The organism is Streptomyces sp. NPDC051913 (assembly GCF_044593635.1).
Classification (GTDB): domain Bacteria; phylum Actinomycetota; class Actinomycetes; order Streptomycetales; family Streptomycetaceae; genus Streptomyces.
Window position 1 is genome coordinate 20,768 of record NZ_JBIUCI010000020.1, and the last position, 20,235, is coordinate 41,002.

Below are 20,235 nucleotides of genomic sequence, written 5' to 3' on the forward strand. Positions count from 1 at the left end.
GGGGATCGCTTGGGCATGCCGAGGGGCGGCCGGGGCCGCAGCGGGCCCGGGCCGACTCCTTCACGGCATGGGTTACTTGGAGAATCCGGCGGTCAGACCGGCGACCAACTGGCGCCGGGCGAGGACGAAGACCACCAGCACGGGAAGGGTGGAGAGCACCACCGCGGCCATCGTCGCGGGCACGTTGATGCCGAACTCGCCCCGGTAGAGCGTGAGGGCGAGCGGCAGCACGGCCTTGTCGCCGCTCTGGGTGAGGATGAGAGGAAAGAGGAAGCCGTTCCAGACCTGGAGGCCGTCGTACACCGCGACGGTCACCAACGCGGGGCGGGCCATCGGCGCGGCCAGCGAGAACAGCATCCGCCAGTCGCCCGCACCGTCCATGACCATCGCCTCGAACAGCGAACGCGGGATGTCGCGCAGGAAGCTGACGAGGATCATCACCGTGACCGGCAGCGCGAACGCGGCCGAGGGCAACACGATCGCGAGCAGGCTGTCGTACAACCGCATCCGGATGATCAGCAGGTACACGGGGATGATCACCGCCTGGAGCGGGATCGCCAGGCCCAGGAGGTAGAGCCGGAAGGTCAGTCGGGACCACGGGGTGGAGTGGCGGACGACGGAGAACGCGGCCATCAGGGCGACGGCGATGACGACGGCGACCGTGGCGAGGGTGACGATCACGCTGTTGAGGAGATAGGTCGTGAAGTCGCCGTCGAGGACGGTCCGGTAGTTGTCCAGGGTCGGGTGTCCGGGCAGTGCCAGGGGGTTTCCGGTGGTGAAGTCGGCCTGGCCGCGCAGACTGGTCACGAGCACCCAGTACAGGGGTACGACGACCAGTGCCGTCCACAGCAGTCCCGCGCCGCCGGTGGCGGTACGGCGCAGAGTCGTCACGACGGTGCTCACAGGCCCTCCTGCTGGCTGTCCATCCGGGTGAAGCCGGACATTCGGGTGGTGAACAGGGACAGCCCGAGGCCGAGCACCACCAGGATCGTGGCGATCGCGCTGGCGCGGCCCATGTCGTGGGCCTGGAATCCCGTGATGTACATGGCCAGCAGCAGGACGCGGGTCGCGGTGCCCGGGCCGCCGGTGCCGCCCGACAGGACGTAGATCAGGTCGAAGTAGGTCAGCGAGCCCACCAGCATGAGGGTGCTGGAGGTGACGAAGGTGTACTTCAGCTGCGGAAGGGTGATCCGCAGGAAGCGGGTGACCGGTCCGGCACCGTCTATGGCGGCGGCTTCGTAGAGCGCGACGGGGATCTGCCGCATCCCGGCCTGGTAGAGGAGGGCGTGGAAGGGCACGAACTGCCAGGCGATCACGAAGACGACCGTGTAGAGGGCGAGTTCGGGCGAGCCGAGGAACGGGCGAGCCAGCCAGTGCAGTCCGGCGGCCGCGCCGATCCCGAAGGACGGGTCGAGCAGCGCCTGCCAGGTCAGGCCGATCGCGACCGCCGACAGCAGGAGCGGCAGGAACCAGACCACGGCGAAGAAGGCGCGCAGCCGTCCTCGGGGTGCCTGGAAGGCGCCGAGGGCCAGCGCGAGCGGCGTCTGCACCAGCCAGCTCACCGCCATCACCTTGACGGTGAGCCACAGCGCCTGCCAGGTGGCGCCGTCGGTGAGAACGCCGCTCCAGTTGGTGAACCCGGCCCAGCGGAGCGAGCCGAGCCCGTCCCAGCCGGTCAGGCTGAGCACCAGCACACCGACCAGGGGGACCAGGCCGAACAGACCGAACAGGAGCAGTGCGGGCAGGGCCATGAGCAGTCCGCTGCGTCTTGGCCGTCGTGAACGGGTCGTGCCCGGACGCGTCTTGGCGGACGCGACCGGACGCGACGTACGAGCGAGGATGGCCACTACTTCGCCGCCTCGTTCATGTTCGTACCGAATTCCTCGGGGCCGATCTGTCGCAGGAACGACTTGTCGACGTTGGTCAGCAGCGGGTCGGCTTGGTCGGAGGGCAGCGCCTGGTCCCAGGAGAGCTGGAAACTGGGCGAGTTCTGCACCAGGTCGTAGACGAACGTCAGCCACTTCCTGTCGTCGGCCGACTTCACCTCCGCCAGCCGGGAGTCGAGCCCGTTCACCGGCGGCACGCTGCCCGCGGCTATGTAGGCGTCGACCTGGTCGTCGTCGAGGACGTAGTCCTTGAGATAGGTCAGCGCCGCCGACTTGTGCTCGCTGGAGGAGTTGAGTGAAAGGAAGTTGGAGGGATTGCCGACGATGGCCTTCGGATCGCCCTTCCCGTCGGACAGGGACGGGAAGGCGACATAGCCGAGGTCGTTCTTCACGAAGTCCGGGGCGGCCTTGACCAGGTTGGCGTACTCCCAGGTGCCCATCAGCTCCATGCCGGCCTTGCCGGTGTAGAGCAGGGCCGTGGACGCGCCCTGGTCGTAGCTGACGGAGGAGGCGCTGGAACCGAACGCGCCGGCCTTGACGAGCTCCTGGAGACGCGCGTTGGCCCGGGTGACCGAGGTGTCCTTCCATCCGGAGGTGTCACCGGAGGCGATCTTCTCGAACACTCCGGAGCCGCCCTCGCGGTCGAGGAGGTACTCCAGGTACATCAGCGTCGGCCACTTGGAGTTGGCGGCGAGGGAGATCGGGGTGACGTCCGCGGTTCTCAGCTTCTTGACCGTGGCCAGGAGCTCTTCGTACGTCGTCGGCGCCTCGACGCCGACGTCCTCGAAGACCTTCTTGTTGTAATAGAGGACCACGGGAGCCAGCCCGTTGGCCGGAACGCCGTACGCCTTGCCGCCGAAGGTGGCGCTCTCCATCACGCTGGGCGTGAACCGGTCCAGGCGCACCTGGGCGTCGCTGAGGGCGTCCACCTTGCCCGCCTCGACGTAGTCGTCCAGCGCGCCGCCACCCCAGCTGAAGAAGATGTCCGGGGCCTTGTCCGCGCCGAAGGCCACCCGCAGCTTCTGCTTGTAGTCGTCGTTGGCGTACAGCTGCAGGGTGATCTTCTCGTCCGGGTGGTCCTTGTTGTAGGCGTCCACGGACTCCTTGAGGATCGTCTGGTCCGACAGCGCCCACATCGTCAGCCCCTTGGACGACGAGCTGGTCGACGGCCCCGACGTCCCGCACGCGGTAACGAGCGTCATGGCCGCCGTCACGGCGATCGCGGCGCTCGTCGCGTGCCTCACTCCCGGACGTCTCCCGCCGCTCTGTCCAGGCACCGGAAATCCACGCATAACTGCCTCACTTCTCTCGGGATGCCGAATTCACGCGTCAGGCAGTTGAGCGGCTGGTGCGAAAAGCTTTCGGACGTCGTCACCGCAGACGGCCTGTCTCCTGGACCGGGACATTGACACGGAATTCACGACGGCGACAAGGAGGGAAATTCTTCGGTTACGAAAGACTTTCGTGACCGGAGGAGCCGGACGATCTCAGGCCGGCCGGTGGTGCGGGTCGGTGCCTGGTATCTCGCCGCGCTCGACACCGCCGCGGTGGCGGGCGGCACCGGGGAGCGGCTCGCCCAGCCCGAGTCACTGGCCTCGTGGCCGATGTCTGATCTCTGGCCCGGCGGCTACATCGCGTCCCTCGACGTCCGCCCCGTCGCCCCGCCCCGACCAGGACGTACGGCCGCCTGGATCGCCACGCCGCTCGACCTGGTCGCCGGCGTCGAGGTCAGTCCGCTCGCCTCGTACGTCGCCCTCGTCGACACCGCCAACGGCATCGCCGTACGGCAGCCGCCCACGGCCTGGATGTTCCCCAACGTCGACCTGACCGTCCATCTGCACCGACAGCCGCGCGGCGCCTGGACGGGCCTGGACACCACGGTCACGTTCGGCCCGTCCGGGCAGGGCCTGACCAGTAGCGTCCTGCACGATGTGGACGGACCGGTCGGCCGGGCGGAGCAGATCCTCACCGTCCGCCCCTCGCCGGGTGCGTGACGGACGCAGATCCCGCGTCGGGTCGGGCCCGCCACCTGTGGGGGAAGTCCCGCAACACGGCGGCTTCGGAAACCGGCTGGCGCTTCGAGCAGGGTCGTACTCGCGTTCCGACACCACGGTCGGGCCGGCCCGGTGAGGCGAAGGACAGGTGGTCGCCGCGATGCGGGCGGGTGAGGCCGCGGCGACGCCCAGCGACGAGCGGGTGAGCCGCGGAGGCTTCTGCGAGGTCGAGGAGCGCGGCCCGGGGCCGGTTCGCTCCTACGCCCACGGCGGCATGGTCATCGGGAACAGCCGCACCGGCATCGACCTGGCCCCGGACTGGGCGCGCGGGCGTACGACGTGAGGCGATCGGCGAATGCGAGGACGAGGTCGCGCAGTTCGGCGGGGCGCTCGATGACGAACGGTCGGTCGAGTGCGGCGATGACCCGAGGCAGCCAGTCGAGCCGCTCGGCCCGCAGTTCCACGCGCAGCCATCGCTCGGCCGCCGGGTCCTGCCCGGCCTCGGCCCCGTACGCGTGCTCGTGCTCTTCCAGGCTCGCGACGCTTGCGGGGAGGTGGGCGCGGATCTGCTCGACCGTCGCGTGGATGCGCAAGGTCACCTCATGCCGGTACTCGGCCGTGGCGAACCCCGACATCACGCGCTCTGCCGGAGCCGGACCCTCGGGCGCCTCGAACGAGCCGGGCAGGGTCCTCGCGTCCGCGATGCGATCGAGCCGGAAGGTCCGGTCCTCGCCGACCTGGGCGTCCCTTCCCGTGACGTACCAACGGCCCGCGTGGGCGACGATCCCGTACGCGTGCAGCGTGCGCTCACTGCGCCGTCCGTCACGGTCGGTGTAGCGGATCGAGACCGGCCTGCGGTGGCGGACCGCATCGGCGAGGGTGAGCAGCAGCCCGGCGTCCGGGTGCTCCAACTCGCCGGGCTGATCCGTGAAGGCGAGAGCCTCCAGGAGGGAGTCGAGGCGGTGGGCGAGGTGCCGGGGCAGCACGCGCCGGATCTTCGCCGACGCCGTCTCGTTCGCCGTGCGCTCGGTCGTCGTCAGCCCTGCCCGGCGGCCGGTGACCAGGCCGAGCAGCACCGCCAGCGCCTCGTCGTCGCTGAGCATGAGCGGCGGCAGACGGTACCCGGGGGACAGCCGGTACCCGCCGTAGCGGCCGCGCACCGACTCCACGGGAATGTCCAGGTCGACCAGCTGCTCCACGTACCGCCGCACGGTGCGTCCCTCGACACCGAGACGGTCGGCGAGCTCGGCCATGGTCCGGGTGCCGCCCGACTGCAGCAGCTCCAGGAGGGTCAGCACGCGGCCGGTGGGGCGAGGCATGTTCGCAGCCTAACGCCGATACAGGACCGATTCTGTCCAGTATCTCTCCTAGCCTGCGACGAGCACGCCCGCACGCCCTTCAGCACGGCCAAGGAGATCTCCCATGGACATGGACTTCGTCTCGATCCGCATCATCACCGGCGACGTCGCCCGCCTCGTCGACTTCTACGAGCGAGCCACGGGCGTACGGGCGCAGTGGGCCACCGAGGACTTCGCCGAACTCAGGACCGCGGGCGCGACCCTCGCGATCGCCGGCACCCGCACCGTCCCGCTGTTCGCCCCCGGCTCCGCCCGCCCGGCGGAAAACCACAGCGTGATCACCGAGTTCCGCGTCGACGACGTGGACCGCGTCCACCAGAACCTGACCGGCCTCGTCACCGACTTCGTCGCCGGGCCCACCACGATGCCCTGGGGCAACCGTTCGCTGCTGTTCCGCGACCCCGACGGCAACCTCGTCAACTTCTTCACGCCCGTGACGGCGGCGGCCATGGAGAAGTTCGCCCGCTGACAGCATCAGTGAGGAACGGGCCACCATGGCCGCCGCCGTCGCACCCGGACGCCCGCGAAGGGGTGGGCGGAGTCCGGGTGACCGGTCGGCAGTCACTGCGGGCCACCGACCGGGCCGTCCTCGCCGAACGGACGCCTACTTCTCCGCCGCCCGCAGCCGCTGGGCCGCCGTGTCGCCGCGTCGGCCGACCGGTACGACACCCGTCGCGGCGCCGAGGCCGTAGGCGGGCATGTCGACGTACACCGATTCGTAGGAGCCCGCCGGCACGATGAACGTCTCGTGCCAGATGCCCACACGGCCCTTTCCGGCGCGTGCTCGTCGGTTGAACGCCGACCATGCAGGCCGGTGCTCCTTGTTCTGCTGGTGTGCGTAGGCGAGGAGCCGTTCCTTGTCGGTCCAGTACTCGACGACGTAGAAGTCCCGGAGGCCGCCGTAGAGCACCTTGTAGCCGAGCAGCCCGCTGCCCTTCTCCTGTGACAGCTCGCGCAGCATGCGTGGCATCGACATGAAGGCCGGCACCCAACTGGAGAACGCCCACAGTCGGTTGATCCGAAGCCCGATGTGGAAGACGACGACATCGCCCTCCGCGGCGGCGGTATTTCGACCCGGTACTACTTTCTCGGGCATGTTCCTCCTCTGATCCCCGTGGTGTCGGTGCGCGTCATGGCCGGACGGGCGAGCGGTACTTCGAGCGAATCGCCCAGGCGTGGATCGCGAGCCCGATCCCCCAGCCGACAATCGACCACACGGGCCAGAAGAAGTGGTCGGGTGTGAGGATCGCCCACAGCACCACCTGGGCCGCATTGGCGACGACGTACCAGAGAAGGTGGATACGCAGGCCCCACCTCATGGCCTTTTCGGTCTTGTGCATGTTCCCTCCCACGGATCAGCGGATCGGTGCACCTGCGGTGTCCGGCGGGGCTACTGGGGGAGCGTCCGCTCCTGTACGGCGGTCTCGATGAGGGCCACCGTCGCGCCCGGCCGGGAGACGAACACCATGTGCGAGGCGCCCTCGACCACCTGGGTCTTCGCGCCGGAGCGCTGGGCCATGAACTCCTGCGTCGCGGGCGGGATGATCCTGTCGGCGCCGCTGATCAGGTTGTAGCTCGGAATCGTGTGCCAGGCCTGCGGACCGGCGGCGGGTTCGCCCAGGGCGGCGCCGGTGGCGGGGCGTTGGGCGATCGAGTAGAGCGCGGCTTCCTCCGCCGACACGTCGGCCGCGAAATGCGGATGAAAGACCTTCGGGTCGATGTACAGGTCGACCTGACCGTCGGGCAGCGGCACCGGTTTCAGGGACTCGCCCACGGTGCTCCCCGGGAACTTCTCCACCAGTGCCTGCGCGCTCTCGCCCGTCTCGGGCACGAACGCCGCCAGATAGACCAGTGCCTTGACGTTCGCGTTCCCCTGGGCGGCAGTCGAGATGACCGCACCGCCGTACGAGTGCCCGACCAGCACGATGGGTCCCTCGATGCTCTCCAGCAATGCCCTGACCTGAGCCGCGTCAAAAGCGAGCCCGCGCAGCGGATTCGGCGCGGCGACCACGGAATGGCCGTCGGTGACAAGCCGCTTGGCGACGGCGTTGAAGCCGCTGCTGTCGGCAAAGGCTCCGTGTACGAGCACGATCGTCGGTTTCCCGCTCACCATGGACCAGCCTCTCCTTCGGATGACGACGTCTTCGCGATCGACGCAAAGCTATGGCGCCGTACTGGACGGGAATTGAACGAGACCGGGGCATCGATCCGGGCGGCCTTCACTGGTCATTCAGTCGCCGTCAAGTCGGCCCGGCCAGGGTGAGCGCCTCGAAGGACACCACGTCCCCGGTCGTTTCTGGTTGTTTGCTTTGCTTTTCCAGTCAGCAATTACCGGTAATCGCTTTCCCTGTCACAGGACTTGAGCCACCATGGACACCGGATGGCGGCGAGGGCCGACCAGGGCTGGGAATGGGAAAAGGAATGGCTTCCTCCGCCGCGTCTCTGCGTCTGCAGGTTCTCGGTCCGATGCGGATCTGGCGGGACGGCGTCGAACTGGACCCCGGACCTCGGCAGCAGTCGTACCTGCTCGCCCTCCTGCTCGCCCGCGCGGGCAAGCCGATCACCACGAGCGAACTGGTCGACCTGATCTGGGCCGAGGACGTCCCGGCGTCGGCTCTCAACATCCTCCAGAAGTACGTCGGCGCGTTGCGACGGCTGCTGGAGCCTTCGCTGCCCGTACGTGAAGCCGGCTCGTTCCTCCACCGGCGCGGCAATTCCTACCTCTTCGTCGCGGGCTCCGCCCTTCTGGACCTCGTCGCCTTCCGGGAACTCGTGGAAGCCGCCAGGGCCGCGTCGGCCCGGCACGAGCACGAGACGGCTCTCGACCACTACGTCGAGGCGCTCGGGCTCTGGCACGGCTCGGCGGGCGACGGCATCGCCGACGGGACGCTCGCCGCGACGGTCTTCGCCGCACTCGACAACGAGTTCTACGACGCGTGCACCGGGGCGGCGGAGCTCGCCGTGCCGACGGGCCACCCGGAGCAGGTGCTCCCGGCGCTGCAACTGGCCGCGTCGATGGCGCCGTTCAACGAGCCCGTGCTGGCCGCCCTGGTCGGGGTTCTCGGCGCCTGCGGGCGCCAGGCGGAGGCGCTGTCGGTGTTCCGCCAGGCCCGGGACAGGCTCGCCGAGGAGCTCGGCATCGACCCGGGCCAGGCGCTGGTGGACGCACAGCAGCGCATCCTCACGCAGCCCGCGGCGGCGTCGGCGGTGCGGGATCCGGACATGGCCGTGGAGGTCGGGCGAGCCACCGCGGCCCCCTTGATCGGCCGGACCGAGGAACTCGCCACGCTGCGGCGCCTGGTGGAGCGCGCGCTCGCCGGCGACAGCGCGATCGGCGTCGTCGAGGGGGAACCGGGCGCGGGCAAGACGCGGCTGCTGGAGGAGGCCGCCGCCGTGGCGGGCCGGCTGGGTGCGCTCACCGTCTGGGGCTCCTGCCTGGAGGGCGAGGGGACGCCGGCGATGTGGCCGTGGGAGCAGGCACTCGGCCAGGTCGTGCACAGCCTGCCCACCGCGGCGGGCGAACAGTGGCTCACGGGCGGGCTGGCCGGCCTCCTCGGGGCGCGGGACGACACCGGCCGGGAACTCCCCGACGGCAACGCCCAGTTCCGGCTCTTCGAACAGGTCGTCGCCCTCGTCGGACAGGCCTCGGCGCGGCGGCCGACCCTCCTGATCCTCGACGACCTCCAATGGGCCGACGTCACCTCCCTCCAGTTGTTGCGGCATCTGGCGGGGCGGCTGCCCCAGGGCACCGCGCTCATCGGCGCGTTGCGCGACCGCGCGCCCACTCTCAGCCCGGACCTCTCCCGGGTGCTGGCCGCCGCGAGCCGACGGCCCGGCCACCGCAGATTCCGGCTCGGGCCGCTCGGTCCGGCCGACGTGGCCGAACTCATCCGCAACGAGGCGGGCCAGGATCCCGGCGACGCCGTCGCCCGCGCCATCCACGCCCGTACCTCCGGCAACCCGTTCTTCGTCCGCGAACTGTCCCGGCTCCTCGACGGGGTCGGGGCGCTCGGCGACGGCGACGCGTCCGCGGCGGCCGGAGTCCCCTCCACTGTCCATGACGTCGTCCGCGACCGGATGGCGGGGCTCGACGACCGCGCCCGCGGCCTGCTGCGGGTGGCCGCGCTCATCGGCCGCGACGTCGACCTCAGGCTGCTGTCCCGCGCCACCGGTGTGGACGTCGCGGACTGCCTCCTTCGCCTGGAACCGCTGCACACGCTCGGGCTGCTCGAACCCGGACCGCAGGACCCGTCCTCGCTCCGCTTCGCACACGACCTGGTGCGCGAGTCGGTCTCCGAGACCGCGACGGCACAGCAGGTCACCCAGTTGCATCTGCGGGTCGCGGACGCCCTCGAACAGATCCACGCCGACGACGAGGACGTCGCCGAACGCCTCGCCTACCACCTGTGGGCCGCCGGCCCCCTCGCCGACTCCGGCCGCACCGCGCAGGCCCTGATCCGCGCCGGGCGCCGCGCGGCCGCCAAGCTCGCCTTCGAGTCCGCCAACCGACAGCTGCGCTCCGCCGTCCAGGTCACCCGCGCCTCCGGACTCATGGAGCTGGAGTTCTCCGCCCTCACGCTGCTCGCCATCGTCGTCCGACGGCAGTCGGGCTACGACGCCTCGACCTTCGATCTGCTGGGACGGGCCGAGTACCTGGCCCGCACGCTCGGCCGGGAGGCGGAGGCCGCCGACTTCCTCTTCATCCGCCTGATGGGCGCCTACACCGCCATGGAGAAGGGCCGCGGGCAGCTGGCCCGCCGCATGCACGAGCTCGGTCAGGCGTCCTCCTCGCCCGCCGTCCGACGCTACGGTCGCCAGGCCTGGGGCCTGCACCAGTGGGACATCGGCAACATCGGCGAGGCATACCGGTGCTTCAGCAAGGAGGACGCCGCCGTCGGCGGCACCGTCGCCCCGGACGAGGAGACACCGCTGCGGCGGGACGGCAGCATTCCCGGGGAGGGACCCGGCTGGCGGGCCGTCATGACCGCGCTGCACGGTGATGTCGACACGGCGCTGGCCTTCGTAGACACCTGGGACACCCCGGGGGACCCGTACGCGGCCTCGGTCTGGGTCTACTACACGACCATGATCGCTTCCATGGCCGGGGACGCGGAAACGGCACGGCGCGCCGGCGAGCGGTGGGTCGCCTCCGGCCTCGCCCGCCTCAGCGCCCATATCGACCACTACATCCGGCAGTTCTGGTGCTGGGCGCGCGCCCTCACCGGCGATGATCCGGCCGGCGCCGCGGCCGAGGCTGAGGAACTCCTGGCCGCCCACCTGCTCGATCCGCCGCAATGGGGCATCGCCTACCACTACGCGCTGATCGCCGAGATGTGGCTGGCCGCCGGATCGCCCGACCGGGCCGACGCCGCGCTCGGCCGAGCCGACCAGGCCATGTGGGACTACGGCCAGCGGTACGCCGAAGGGCTGCTCCTGCTGCTGAAGGCCCGACTGCTCCAGGCCCGCGGCGCACCCCCCACCGCGGTGCGGGCCGCAGCCGAACACGCGCACGCGCAATCCACCGCATACGAGGCACACTTGTTCGCTCGCCGCGCCGAACACCTCCTCTTTGCACCTGGAGGCGACGCATGACCGAGGGCCCGGAGGAACAGAACGGGCTGACGGCCCTGGCCCGTGGGCTCTCCGCCCCGAAAGGCTTCGTCGACGCCAGCCTGGCCGCCCCCGCCCCCGGCACGATCCGACTGCTGGGGGGCGTCCCCGCCCCCGCGGCGCTGCCGGTCGAGGCGATCGGCCAGGCATCCGCGCAGGTGTGGCAGGACCCCGACGCCGCCATCACGAGCCTGCGGTACGGGCCGCCGCGCGGATCCGAAGCGCTGTGCGCCTGGATCGCGCAACGGGAGGGCGTCGACCCGAGCCGGATCGTGGTGACCAACGGCGGCATGCACGGCCTCGCACTGACGGTGCTGACCGTCGTCGAACGCGACGCCACCGTCGCCGTGGACGATCCGGTCTTCCCGGGCTTCCTGTGGGCCCTGGAGATGTCCACGACCCGAACCCTCCCGGTACCGGTCGTGGCCGACGGTTTCGACGTCGAACACCTCGCCCGGCGGCTCGCCACCGGCGCCCGGATCGCCGCCGCCTACACCGTGCCTGACTTCCACAACCCCGCGCAGGTCAGTCTCTCGGCACCGAAACGCCAGGCACTGATCGAGCTCGCCGAACGGTACGGCTTCTACGTGATCGTCGACGATCCGTACCGCGAACTGCGCTTCCGCGGACAGGACCAGGGGGTCGCCGCCTTCCACCGGTCGGATCGGGCGATCCACGTCAACACCTTCACCAAGACCCTCGGCCCCGGCTGGCGCGTGGGCTGGCTGGTGCTGCCGGACCACCTCGTGGACCCGGTGACCCGGCTGCGCAACCGCCTCGACGTCCACACGTCCTCGGTGACCCAGGCGATGATCGAGCGGCTGCTCACCGACGACGCCACCCGCTTCGACCGGATCGTGAACGGCGCCACCGCCCTGTACCGAGAGCGCGCCGACGCGCTGATCGACGCTCTGCGCGAGCAACTCCCGGGCACCTTCCGCATCGTGGCCCCTGAAGGCGGCCTGTTCCTCTGGCCGCGCCTCACCGACGACGACGTGGATCCCACCGAGCTGTTCCGGCGGGCGGCCGCCCACGGCGTGCTCTACCAGCCGGGGGAGTACTTCGCGGCGGACCCCGGGCAGCGTTGCTCGGCCCGGCACCTGCGGTTGTCCTACAGCGACCGCACTCCGGAAGAACTGCGGGAGGCCGTACGCCGGCTGGCCCTGGCCTTCTGACGACGCAGACATTCCTGTCGGGGATCTCCTGGAGGCGGCTCATGAGCGACGTTCGGCTTCCCCTGCGCGCACTCGTCCCGTTCGCCGCCGGTTCGGTCGGCATGGGCATCTGGGTCACCGTGCCGGGCATCTTCCTGCTGTACTTCCTGACCGACGTCCTGGGCGTGCCGCCGTACGCGGCCGGGCTGGCGCTGCTGCTGCCGAACGTCGCCGACATCCTGACGCACCCGTGGGTGGGCCGGCTCTCCGACACCGACCTGGCCGCCACCGGCCACCGGCGGCGACTCATGCTGGCCGGCTGCGTCGTGGTGCTCGCGTTCGTGGCCCTGTTCGCCGTGCCCTCGGGACTGCACGGGACGGCCGCCGCGCTATGGGTCGCGGCGGCACTGGTCGCCGGCAACCTGCTCTACTCGCTCTACCAGGTCTCCTACCTCGCCACCCCGGCCGACCTGGGCATCGGCTACCACGAGCGGACCCGTCTCATGGGCTACCGCAATGTCGTGATCACCGTGAGCGTCCTGCTCGCCGGCGTAGCCGCGCCGGTGGTCACCGGCGACGATCCGGGCGTCGGCGACTACACGAGAATGGCCCTGTTGCTGGGCGCGGTGATGCTCGTGGCGATGCTGGTCGGCATCGCAGGCGTCGCCCGCTGCAACCGGGCGGCCCCGGGCACCCCGGCCGGGCCGGGGCGGAGGGGCGGGCTGCTGGTGGCCCTGCGCGACCGCCAGTTCCGTGTGCTCACCGCGTCCTATCTGACCGTCGCGATCACGATGAACCTGGTACTCGCCGCCATGCCGTACTTCGCCGAGTACGAGTTGGGCCGCTCCTCGCTCACGACCGTGCTCATCGCGGCGTTCATGGCACCGGCGGTCCTGACCACACCCCTGTGGGTCCTGGTGGCCCGGCGTCTGGGCAAGCAGCGCAGCCTGCTCGTCGCCCAGGCGGCGTTCGTGGCCGGCTCGCTGGTGCTGGCCCTGGGCTCGGGCGCCGGCCTGCCCCTGCTGATCGCAGCCGTGGCAGTGCTGGGTGTCGCGTTCGCCGCGATGCAGCTGATGCCGCTGTCGATGGTGCCCGACGTCATCGCCGCCGCCGGGCCGGCCGGTGCCGCCAGCGCGGGCAGTTACACCGGTGTGTGGACCGCCGCCGAGGCCACCGGTGGGGCGTTGGGACCGTACGTGTACTCGGCCTGCCTCGCTGTGGGCGGTTTCGTGGCCTCCGGTGCGGGCGAGCACGTCACGCAGTCCTCCGGTGCGCTGGCGGCCGTTCGCTACGGCTTCACCCTGGTGCCGGCCGTGCTCATGACGATCGCCGCCCTGCTGCAACGCCACTACACCTTGGACGAGCACGCCCACACCGAGGCGCCCGGAGACGTCGTGGGAAGGGGTGCTTGACAACAACGGAATCGACGCCCGCAATCCTGTTCAGTTCTCGTCAAGTAGCCGCTTCTACGCTGACCCGCGATCACCACTGAGTACAGCGGAAATCAAAGGGGACACAGCGATGACGACAACTCGCCGAGGGCTGTTGGCCGGATCCGCCGCGGTCGTGATGGGCGCCGCACTCGACGCGCCCGCCGCGCAGGCGCACACCGCGAGCGGCAGCGGCCCGAAGCCCACCGTGGTACTCGTGCACGGAGCGTTCGCCGACGCCTCCGGTTGGAACGGGGTCGCCTCCCGGCTCATCCGCGACGGCTATCCGGTCATCGCGCCGGCCAACCCCCTGCGCGGCGTGGCCGCCGACTCCGCCTGTCTCGCGAGCGTCCTCGCGACCCTCAGCGGCCCGCTCGTCCTGGTCGCGCACTCCTACGGCGGGATCGTCGTCACGAACGCCGCGACCGGCAACCCCAACGTGAAGGCGCTGGTCTACGTGGCCGCGTTCGCGCCCGACCAGGGCGAGACGCTGCTGGGCCTGCAGACGAAGTACCCGGGAAGCAGGCTCAGCGAAGCGGCACTGGACTTCCGTCCCTACGGCGAGGGCCTCGTCGACGGCTACATCAAGAAGGAGTTCTTCCACGACGTGTTCGCCGGCGACCTGCCGAAGGCGACCACCGCGCTGATGTGGGCCGGCCAGCGGCCCGCGGACGTGCGCACCCTCGGGGAGCCGTCCGGCACCCCGGCCTGGAGGACCGTTCCGTCCTGGTACCTGGTGGGCCGCGACGACCAGGTACTGCCCCCGGCGGCGCAGCGGTTCATGGCGCACCGGGCCGGCGCGCACACCGTCGAGGCCGACACCTCACACGTCGCGATGATCGCGCGGCCCGCGGCGACCGCCGCCCTCATCAGGCGCGCCGCGCGCTGACACCTCCGGGCGGGCGACGGCCACTCCCTCGCCCGTCCCTGTCCCACCGACCCTCCTGCCGAGGACGAGACGATGCATCAACGCGCGTACGACCGCCAGTGCACCGCCGAGGAAGGGCGGCACACCGCCGCGACGTCACCCATCAGGAATCCGAGACCGACCTTGTTCGCACTGGCGCTGGGCACCTTCGCCATCGGCGCCGGTGAGTTCGGCAGCAACGGCATCATCCAGCTGTTCGCGGACGATCTCGATGTGTCCGTTCCGGTCGCGACCTACGCGATCACCGCCTACGCCTTCGGCGTGATGATCGGCTCTCCGGCCATCACCCTGCTCGCCGCCCGGGTCAACCGGCGCACTCTGCTGCTCGGCCTGATCGGGCTGTTCGTGATCGGCAACGGCCTGTCCGCCCTGGCGCCGGACATCACCTTGTTCGTCGTCTTCCGGTTCGTCGCGGGCAGCGTGCAGGGCGCGTTCTTCGGCGCCGGGGCCGTCGTCGCCGCGTACGTGTACGGGCCGGGCAAGGGCGGCAAGGCGTTCGCCACCGTGATGGGAGGACTCACCGTCGCCACCATCGCCGGATCACCGCTCGGCACCTTCATCGGCCAGCACGCCGGCTGGCGCGCCATGTACGGGACCGTCGTCGCCGTCGGCCTGCTCGCCGGAGCCGCGCTGATGGCCTGGCTGCCGCGCACCGACGACCTGCGCGGCAGCTCCCTCACGGGCGAACTGGGCGCCCTGCGGAGCCGGGGCGTCTGGCTGATGGTCACCGTCGCGGCACTCGGTATCTCCAGCATCTTCGCCGTCTACACGTTCATCGGCCCGTTCGTCACCGACGCGGCACGGCGGGACGCCTCGCTCATCCCGGTCGCGCTCGCCGTCTTCGGCCTCGGCATGGCGGTCGGCAACCACCTCGGCGGACGGGTCGCCGACCGGTACGAGAACCGGGGCCTGATCCTGGGCTACGGAGGTGCGCTGGCGTTCCTGGTACTGATCGGTGCGGCAGGCGACCACCTGGTGATTCTGCTGCCCTGTCTGTTCGGCGTCGGCGCGACCATGATGTTCGCCATCCCCACCATCCAGGTCCGGCTGACCGCCTTCGCACCCGATGCCCCGACCCTGATGGGAACGCTCAACCTGGCCGCCCTCAACCTGGCCAACTGCCTCGGCGCGATCGGCGGCGCGGTCGCCCTCGACGCCGGCTGGGGGACCCTGTCCACCGTGTGGTCCGGCTTCGTCCTCACCATCGCGGGCCTGCTCCTGTACGTCATGACCGTGGCCCGTGTGAGGCCCGCACCCGTTCCCGTCCGCGCCTGAGAACCACGGACTCTCCTGGGCACCGCGGGGCACCTGAGCCCTGCCATGAGGAAGAGCGATCGCAGGTCGGCCGATTAGGGCCTGTCCGGCGGATCAGGTCGCAGACGCGGGGCCTGGGACGCCCCAGCCGCGGCGTTGTCGTCGGTTGCCGACGCTCCGCGTCGCCGCCCTCCTCCGCCTTGCAGCTGGACGCCCCAGGCCCCGCTCACCGGCGTCAATGAGGTGCCGCGCTTTCCCGCGACCTGATCCGCCGGACAGGCCCTAGTGTCGAGGCATGACGACATCCCTCGCCGGCAGTGCCTTCGACCTCCTCCGCCTCGACGCCGTGTCCGACCAGGAGGCGCTGCGTCAGGTCTACGAACTCCCCAACGCCGCGGCCGTGCGCAAGCAGATGACCGAACTCACCGATCAGACCCGGCGGTTGATCGGCTGCTCCTCGCTGGTCCTGGTCGCCAGCGTGGACGCCGAAGGCAACTGTGACGTCTCCCCGCGCGGCGGCCCGGCCGGCTTCGTCGCCGTCCTGGACTCCCGGACGGTGGCGATACCGGACGCGACCGGCAACAAGCGTCTGGACACCCTGCAGAACGTCCTCGCCACCGGACGGGCCGGGTTGCTGTTCGTCGTCCCGGGGCGCACGACGACGCTCAGAGTGAACGGCCGGGCCTGCGTCTCCACCCGCCCGGAACTGCTCTCGCAGCTGACCGCCGTGGGCAAGCCGCCCGCCAGCGCGCTGGTGGTCGGGATCGAGGAGGTCTACCCCCACTGCCCCAAGTCCCTGTTGCGCAGCGGAGCTTGGCAGCCGGAGCGGTGGCTGCCGGCCGACGCCCAGCCCACCTCGGCCGAGGTGACGCTGGCCCAGCTGCGGATGCCGGAGCTGACGATCGCCGACATCGAGCGGACGGAGGCGGATTCGCTGAAGTACCGGTACGAGTAAGGGGTCGTCCCGCTCGCCGGATCAAGGAGCCGGCCACGCGTCGACCCGGCGGAGCGAACCCCTGGGTGCTGCTGCGACGATGCGGGGATGCGCGAGATCAACGAGCTGACCGACGTCGACGATCCGGCCTGGCCGCTCCTGCTCGAGGAGTTGTCCGGCACCGACGTACCGGTCGAGGTGCTGCCCGGCGACGCCGAGTCGGGCCGCGCCTCGCTGCGGCAACTCCAGGTCTCCGCCCGCTCGAATCTGGGCGGCCTGGTGCTGAACTGCGGTGGTCTGCTGGTGGACGGCGGATGGCTGCGGATCTTCGCAAGCCCGGGCGGTGCCGACGCCGAAGGGCTGCCCGGCCTGGCCGAGGTCAACGCGATGCCCACGACGTTCGATCCCGCATGGCAGCCGGGCGCGGGACTCGTGATCGCGCACGATGTGCTGGGCGGCGCCTTCACGCTCAACGGGGGCAGTCCGCGTGAGTCCGGGCGCCCCGGCGAGCCGGGCGAGATCCTCTATTTCGCCCCGGACGCCCTGCGCTGGGAGCCGCTGGGCGCGGGCCACTCGGCCTGGCTGTCCTGGATTCTCTCCGGAGGCGTCCACGAGTTCTACGAGACCCTGCGATGGGACGGCTGGCGCGACGAGGTCTCCGCGCTGAACGGCCGTCAGGGGCTGTCGTTCTTCCCGCCGTTGTGGTCGGCCGAGGCCCGCCAGGACCTGTCGGCGACCAGCCGGCGTGCGGTGCCCATGGCCGAACTCCTGGGCCTGGGCCGCGACGCGTGCCGTCAGTTCGACGGCGCCGATCCGGGGTTCCTCGGAGCCGGTTGAGGATCCTCGGGTCCCCTCGGCTTCGCTACGCCGGGTACGCGTGCGTCTGAGCCGCCTTCACCGTCGCCCAGACCACAGCCCCCGCGTGGAGGTCGAGTTCGGCCGCGGCGACCGTGGTGAGGTCGGCGGCCAGCGGGAGTTCGCCGCCGAGGGCGACGCGGATCTGGTCGCCGTGCGTCTCCAGACCTGCCACCTCGCAGCGCCAGAGGTTGCGGGCGCTGGACCCGGTCGGCCGGTCGCGGTGCAGGGTGACCGCGCTGGGCGGGAAGGCGACGAAGACCGGTCCGGTGAGGTGCTCCGTGGTGGTCACCGTGGAGCCGCTCTCGACGTGGACCGTGTGCCCGTCGGCCTGTCCCCGGTAGAGGTTGAGGCCGACCAGGTGGGCGATGTAGTCGGTCCGCGGGTGGCGGGCGATGTCGGCGGGCGTGCCCTGCTGGACGACCCGGCCCTCTTCCACCACGACGAGGTGGTCCGCCAGCACCATCGCGTCCAGCGGATCGTGAGTGACGAGGACGGCCACCGCCTCGAAGTCGGCCAGATGACGGCGGAGCTGGGCCCGGACGTCGAGCCGGGTGCGGGCATCCAGGGCGGCGAGCGGCTCGTCGAGCAGGAGCAGGCGCGGGTGGGTGGCCAGGGCGCGGGCGAGCGCGACACGTTGCGCCTGGCCGCCGGAAAGCCGCCGGGGCTTCGCGGACGCGTGCGCCGTCAGGCCCATGCGGTCCAGCCATACGGCGGCCTGGGCGCGGGCGTCCGACTTGGAGGCGCCGTGACAGCGAGGTCCGAAGGCCACGTTGTCGAGCGCGGTGAGGTGCGGGAAGAGCAGGTAGTCCTGGAAGACGACCCCGACCGGGCGGGACTCGGGCGGCATACGGTCCAACTCCGTTCCGTCCAGCCGCAGATGGCCGTCGGTGAGCGGGACCAGACCGGCGAGGGCACGCAGGGCGGTGGTCTTGCCGGCGCCGTTGGGGCCGAGGAGGGCGACGACGTCGCCGGGCTTCGCCGAGAGCGCCACGTCGAGGCGGAAGGAGCCGCGCTCGACCACGAGACGGGCATCGAGTCCGTCAGCGGACGGCGCCTCGACGTCGTAGCGGATCGGGTTCTTCTCGACGTCGGTCATGAGGCGGTCATCCATCGGTCGCGCAGGCCCGCGAGGACCGCGATCGACACGGCGAGCAGTACCAGGCTGAGGGCGATGGCCGCCTCCGGGTCGTTCTGGAGGGCGAGGTACACGGCGAGCGGCATGGTCTGGGTGCGGCCGGGGAAGTTGCCGGCGAAGGTGATCGTCGCCCCGAACTCCCCGAGCGCCCGCGCCCAGGCCAGAACGGCGCCCGCCGCGACACCGGGCGCGATGAGCGGCAGCGTGACCCGGCGGAACGCGGTGAAACGGGAGGCGCCGAGCGTCTGGGCGGCCTCCTCGTAGCGCGGGTCGGCGGCACGCAGAGTGCCCTCGACGCTGATGACGAGGAAGGGCATCGCGACGAACGCCTCCGCGATCACGACCCCGGTGGTGGTGAAGGGGAGGGTGATGCCGAACCACGCGTCGAGCCACTTGCCCACCACCCCGTTGCGGCCCAGCGCCATCAGCAGCGCCACGCCGCCGACGACCGGCGGCAGGACGAGGGGGAGAGTGACCAGCGCCCGTACGAGACCGCGTCCGGGGAACTCCACCCGGGCCAGCAGCCAGGCCAGAGGCACCCCGATCACCAGGCTCACGGCCGTGGCCGCCGTCGCGCAGACCAGGGACAGCTGGAGCGCCTGCCACACCTCGGTGCTGGTGAGCAGGTCGGGCATGCTGCTCCAGGGGGCCCGGATCAGCAGGGCGACGAGCGGCAGGACGAGGAACACCAGGCCGATCAGCGCGGGCACGAGCAGGGGCAGCGGAGCGCCCCGGTACGCGCGGCGGCGCCGCGGACCACCGGTGAGGGTGTCCGCGGCGCCGGCCTTGGTGGGAGACGTCACGGCTGGAGGAACCCTGCCGCGGTCAGCACCTTCTGGCCCTCGGCGGACTGCACCAGCGCGATGAACGCCTTCGCGGTGTCGGTGTTCTTCGACTCCTTGAGCAGGGTGATCGGGTAGTCGTTGATGGCGTCGGCGGACTCGGGGAACTCCACGCCCTCCACCTTGTCACCCGCGGCCTTCACGTCGGTCTTGTAGACGACCGCGGCGTCGGCTTCCTTGAGCACGACCTTGTTGAGGGCGGACTTCACGTCCTCCTCGTAGGAGACCGGGGTGAGCTTCAGCTTGCTCGCCGTCAGGGCCTTCTCCGCCGCGGCACCGCACGGCACCGTCTTGTCGCACAGCACGACCTTCAGATCCGAGTCGGTGAGGTCCTTGAGGGAGGCGACCTTGTCGGGGTTGCCCGGCAGGGTGGCGATCTCCAGCTGGTTGCGGACGAAGGTGGCCGGATCGGTGGCATTGTCACCCGCGTCCGTCACGATCTTCATCGTCTTGGGGCTGGCGGAGGCGAACACGTCCGCCGGGGCGCCGCCCGTGATGCTCGCGGCCAGGGCGTCGCTGCCGCCGAAGCTGAAGGTGACCTTCGTGCCGGGGTGAGCCTTCTCGAACTCCTTGCCCAGCGTCTCGAAGCTCTCCTTGAGCGAGGCCGCGGCGAACACGGTCACCTCGCCCGACAGCTTCGTCGAGGAGGACGCCGAGGCGGCGGAGCCCGACCCCTTGGAGGAGTCGTCGTCGGAGGACGAGCAGGCGCTCAGGGCCAGCAGAGCGGCGGCGCCGACGCCGGTCACCTGCATCATCCGACGGGTCCGACGCACGGAACGGGTCATCACGGGTGCAACTCCTTCTGGTCCTCACGGACACCACCGCACCGGCCCCTGACGGACCGGCAACGGG

The 20,235-nt window shown here is 70.9% G+C and carries 18 protein-coding genes and 1 pseudogene; 9 read left to right on the forward strand and 10 right to left on the reverse strand.

Annotated features, from left to right (window positions below; genetic code table 11):
• Positions 1 to 72: 72 nt before the first annotated feature.
• The 3 genes from ACIHIX_RS39715 to ACIHIX_RS39725 form a co-directional block, all read right to left on the reverse strand.
• The gene (locus tag ACIHIX_RS39715; RefSeq protein ID WP_399965179.1) at positions 73 to 903 is read right to left on the reverse strand and encodes a carbohydrate ABC transporter permease; all 831 of its coding nucleotides are present in this window, start codon (positions 901 to 903) and stop codon (positions 73 to 75) included.
• On the reverse strand, positions 900 to 1,751 hold the full coding sequence (locus ACIHIX_RS39720; RefSeq protein ID WP_399965182.1) for a carbohydrate ABC transporter permease: 852 nt from the start codon (positions 1,749 to 1,751) through the stop codon (positions 900 to 902). Before ACIHIX_RS39720 ends, ACIHIX_RS39715 begins: the two co-directional genes overlap by 4 nt.
• Positions 1,752 to 1,846: 95 nt before the next feature.
• Positions 1,847 to 3,130 (reverse strand): extracellular solute-binding protein, encoded by a 1,284-nt coding sequence (locus ACIHIX_RS39725; RefSeq protein WP_399965184.1) that lies wholly within the window; start codon positions 3,128 to 3,130, stop codon positions 1,847 to 1,849.
• 240 nt (positions 3,131 to 3,370) lie between these two features.
• Between ACIHIX_RS39725 and ACIHIX_RS39730 the strand changes: the two are divergent.
• A pseudogene (locus ACIHIX_RS39730) lies at positions 3,371 to 3,880 on the forward strand (thioesterase family protein); the annotation flags it as partial.
• A 278-nt stretch (positions 3,881 to 4,158) separates the two neighbouring features.
• Here the strand turns inward: ACIHIX_RS39730 and ACIHIX_RS39735 are convergent.
• The gene (locus ACIHIX_RS39735; protein WP_399965186.1) at positions 4,159 to 5,199 is read right to left on the reverse strand and encodes a helix-turn-helix transcriptional regulator; all 1,041 of its coding nucleotides are present in this window, start codon (positions 5,197 to 5,199) and stop codon (positions 4,159 to 4,161) included.
• 109 nt (positions 5,200 to 5,308) lie between these two features.
• Between ACIHIX_RS39735 and ACIHIX_RS39740 the strand changes: the two genes are divergently transcribed.
• Entirely contained in the window at positions 5,309 to 5,707 is a 399-nt protein-coding gene (locus ACIHIX_RS39740) for a VOC family protein (protein ID WP_399965413.1), read from the forward strand.
• 135 nt (positions 5,708 to 5,842) lie between these two features.
• On the opposite strand, the gene ACIHIX_RS39745 is transcribed toward ACIHIX_RS39740, so the two are convergent.
• From ACIHIX_RS39745 to ACIHIX_RS39755, 3 genes are read right to left on the reverse strand one after another with little or no spacing between them, the layout of a single operon-like run.
• On the reverse strand, positions 5,843 to 6,334 hold the full coding sequence (locus ACIHIX_RS39745) for a DUF4188 domain-containing protein (protein WP_399965188.1): 492 nt from the start codon (positions 6,332 to 6,334) through the stop codon (positions 5,843 to 5,845).
• A gap of 34 nt (positions 6,335 to 6,368) precedes the next feature.
• Positions 6,369 to 6,578, reverse strand: a complete 210-nt coding sequence (locus ACIHIX_RS39750) for a 2TM domain-containing protein (protein WP_399965190.1) — start codon at positions 6,576 to 6,578, stop codon at positions 6,369 to 6,371.
• Positions 6,579 to 6,628: 50 nt separating this feature from the next.
• The gene (locus ACIHIX_RS39755) at positions 6,629 to 7,351 is read right to left on the reverse strand and encodes an alpha/beta fold hydrolase (protein ID WP_399965192.1); all 723 of its coding nucleotides are present in this window, start codon (positions 7,349 to 7,351) and stop codon (positions 6,629 to 6,631) included.
• Positions 7,352 to 7,704: 353 nt separating this feature from the next.
• Between ACIHIX_RS39755 and ACIHIX_RS39760 the strand changes: the two genes are divergently transcribed.
• The 7 genes from ACIHIX_RS39760 (at position 7,705) to ACIHIX_RS39790 (ending at position 17,385) form a co-directional block, all read left to right on the forward strand.
• Positions 7,705 to 10,830, forward strand: a complete 3,126-nt coding sequence (locus ACIHIX_RS39760) for an ATP-binding protein (protein WP_399965194.1) — start codon at positions 7,705 to 7,707, stop codon at positions 10,828 to 10,830.
• Positions 10,827 to 12,023 (forward strand): PLP-dependent aminotransferase family protein, encoded by a 1,197-nt coding sequence (locus ACIHIX_RS39765; RefSeq protein ID WP_399965196.1) that lies wholly within the window; start codon positions 10,827 to 10,829, stop codon positions 12,021 to 12,023. The genes ACIHIX_RS39760 and ACIHIX_RS39765 overlap by 4 nt, the downstream gene beginning before the upstream one ends.
• A gap of 41 nt (positions 12,024 to 12,064) precedes the next feature.
• Positions 12,065 to 13,414 (forward strand): MFS transporter, encoded by a 1,350-nt coding sequence (locus tag ACIHIX_RS39770; RefSeq protein WP_399965197.1) that lies wholly within the window; start codon positions 12,065 to 12,067, stop codon positions 13,412 to 13,414.
• A 109-nt stretch (positions 13,415 to 13,523) separates the two neighbouring features.
• The gene (locus ACIHIX_RS39775) at positions 13,524 to 14,321 is read left to right on the forward strand and encodes an alpha/beta fold hydrolase (RefSeq protein ID WP_399965199.1); all 798 of its coding nucleotides are present in this window, start codon (positions 13,524 to 13,526) and stop codon (positions 14,319 to 14,321) included.
• A 72-nt stretch (positions 14,322 to 14,393) separates the two neighbouring features.
• Positions 14,394 to 15,635 (forward strand): MFS transporter, encoded by a 1,242-nt coding sequence (locus ACIHIX_RS39780; protein ID WP_399965202.1) that lies wholly within the window; start codon positions 14,394 to 14,396, stop codon positions 15,633 to 15,635.
• Between the two features lie 274 nt (positions 15,636 to 15,909).
• The gene (locus ACIHIX_RS39785) at positions 15,910 to 16,569 is read left to right on the forward strand and encodes an MSMEG_1061 family FMN-dependent PPOX-type flavoprotein (RefSeq protein WP_399965204.1); all 660 of its coding nucleotides are present in this window, start codon (positions 15,910 to 15,912) and stop codon (positions 16,567 to 16,569) included.
• 87 nt (positions 16,570 to 16,656) lie between these two features.
• On the forward strand, positions 16,657 to 17,385 hold the full coding sequence (locus tag ACIHIX_RS39790; RefSeq protein WP_399965206.1) for a DUF2625 domain-containing protein: 729 nt from the start codon (positions 16,657 to 16,659) through the stop codon (positions 17,383 to 17,385).
• A gap of 25 nt (positions 17,386 to 17,410) precedes the next feature.
• Here ACIHIX_RS39790 and ACIHIX_RS39795 read toward each other — a convergent pair whose 3' ends face one another.
• Genes ACIHIX_RS39795 through modA form a run of 3 tightly spaced genes read right to left on the reverse strand, consistent with a single transcriptional unit; the run spans position 17,411 to position 20,168 of the window.
• On the reverse strand, positions 17,411 to 18,502 hold the full coding sequence (locus ACIHIX_RS39795; RefSeq protein WP_399965208.1) for an ABC transporter ATP-binding protein: 1,092 nt from the start codon (positions 18,500 to 18,502) through the stop codon (positions 17,411 to 17,413).
• Positions 18,499 to 19,344, reverse strand: coding sequence for an ABC transporter permease (locus ACIHIX_RS39800; RefSeq protein WP_399965210.1), 846 nt, complete (start codon positions 19,342 to 19,344; stop codon positions 18,499 to 18,501). The genes ACIHIX_RS39795 and ACIHIX_RS39800 overlap by 4 nt, the downstream gene beginning before the upstream one ends.
• Positions 19,341 to 20,168, reverse strand: a complete 828-nt coding sequence (modA, locus tag ACIHIX_RS39805) for a molybdate ABC transporter substrate-binding protein (RefSeq protein WP_399965212.1) — start codon at positions 20,166 to 20,168, stop codon at positions 19,341 to 19,343. The genes ACIHIX_RS39800 and modA overlap by 4 nt, the downstream gene beginning before the upstream one ends.
• Positions 20,169 to 20,235: the final 67 nt, after the last annotated feature.

Coding starts and splice junctions, on each gene's coding strand:
- ACIHIX_RS39760 (WP_399965194.1), top strand. CDS start 7,705: ATGCGGATCTGGCGGGACGGCGTCGAACTGGACCCCGGACCTCGGCAG.
- modA (WP_399965212.1), bottom strand. CDS start 20,168: ATGACCCGTTCCGTGCGTCGGACCCGTCGGATGATGCAGGTGACCGGC.
- ACIHIX_RS39755 (WP_399965192.1), bottom strand. CDS start 7,351: ATGGTGAGCGGGAAACCGACGATCGTGCTCGTACACGGAGCCTTTGCC.
- ACIHIX_RS39785 (WP_399965204.1), top strand. CDS start 15,910: ATGACGACATCCCTCGCCGGCAGTGCCTTCGACCTCCTCCGCCTCGAC.
- ACIHIX_RS39770 (WP_399965197.1), top strand. CDS start 12,065: ATGAGCGACGTTCGGCTTCCCCTGCGCGCACTCGTCCCGTTCGCCGCC.
- ACIHIX_RS39745 (WP_399965188.1), bottom strand. CDS start 6,334: ATGCCCGAGAAAGTAGTACCGGGTCGAAATACCGCCGCCGCGGAGGGC.
- ACIHIX_RS39775 (WP_399965199.1), top strand. CDS start 13,524: ATGACGACAACTCGCCGAGGGCTGTTGGCCGGATCCGCCGCGGTCGTG.
- ACIHIX_RS39720 (WP_399965182.1), bottom strand. CDS start 1,751: ATGGCCCTGCCCGCACTGCTCCTGTTCGGTCTGTTCGGCCTGGTCCCC.
- ACIHIX_RS39740 (WP_399965413.1), top strand. CDS start 5,309: ATGGACTTCGTCTCGATCCGCATCATCACCGGCGACGTCGCCCGCCTC.
- ACIHIX_RS39750 (WP_399965190.1), bottom strand. CDS start 6,578: ATGCACAAGACCGAAAAGGCCATGAGGTGGGGCCTGCGTATCCACCTT.
- ACIHIX_RS39780 (WP_399965202.1), top strand. CDS start 14,394: ATGCATCAACGCGCGTACGACCGCCAGTGCACCGCCGAGGAAGGGCGG.
- ACIHIX_RS39735 (WP_399965186.1), bottom strand. CDS start 5,199: ATGCCTCGCCCCACCGGCCGCGTGCTGACCCTCCTGGAGCTGCTGCAG.
- ACIHIX_RS39765 (WP_399965196.1), top strand. CDS start 10,827: ATGACCGAGGGCCCGGAGGAACAGAACGGGCTGACGGCCCTGGCCCGT.
- ACIHIX_RS39795 (WP_399965208.1), bottom strand. CDS start 18,502: ATGACCGACGTCGAGAAGAACCCGATCCGCTACGACGTCGAGGCGCCG.
- ACIHIX_RS39790 (WP_399965206.1), top strand. CDS start 16,657: ATGCGCGAGATCAACGAGCTGACCGACGTCGACGATCCGGCCTGGCCG.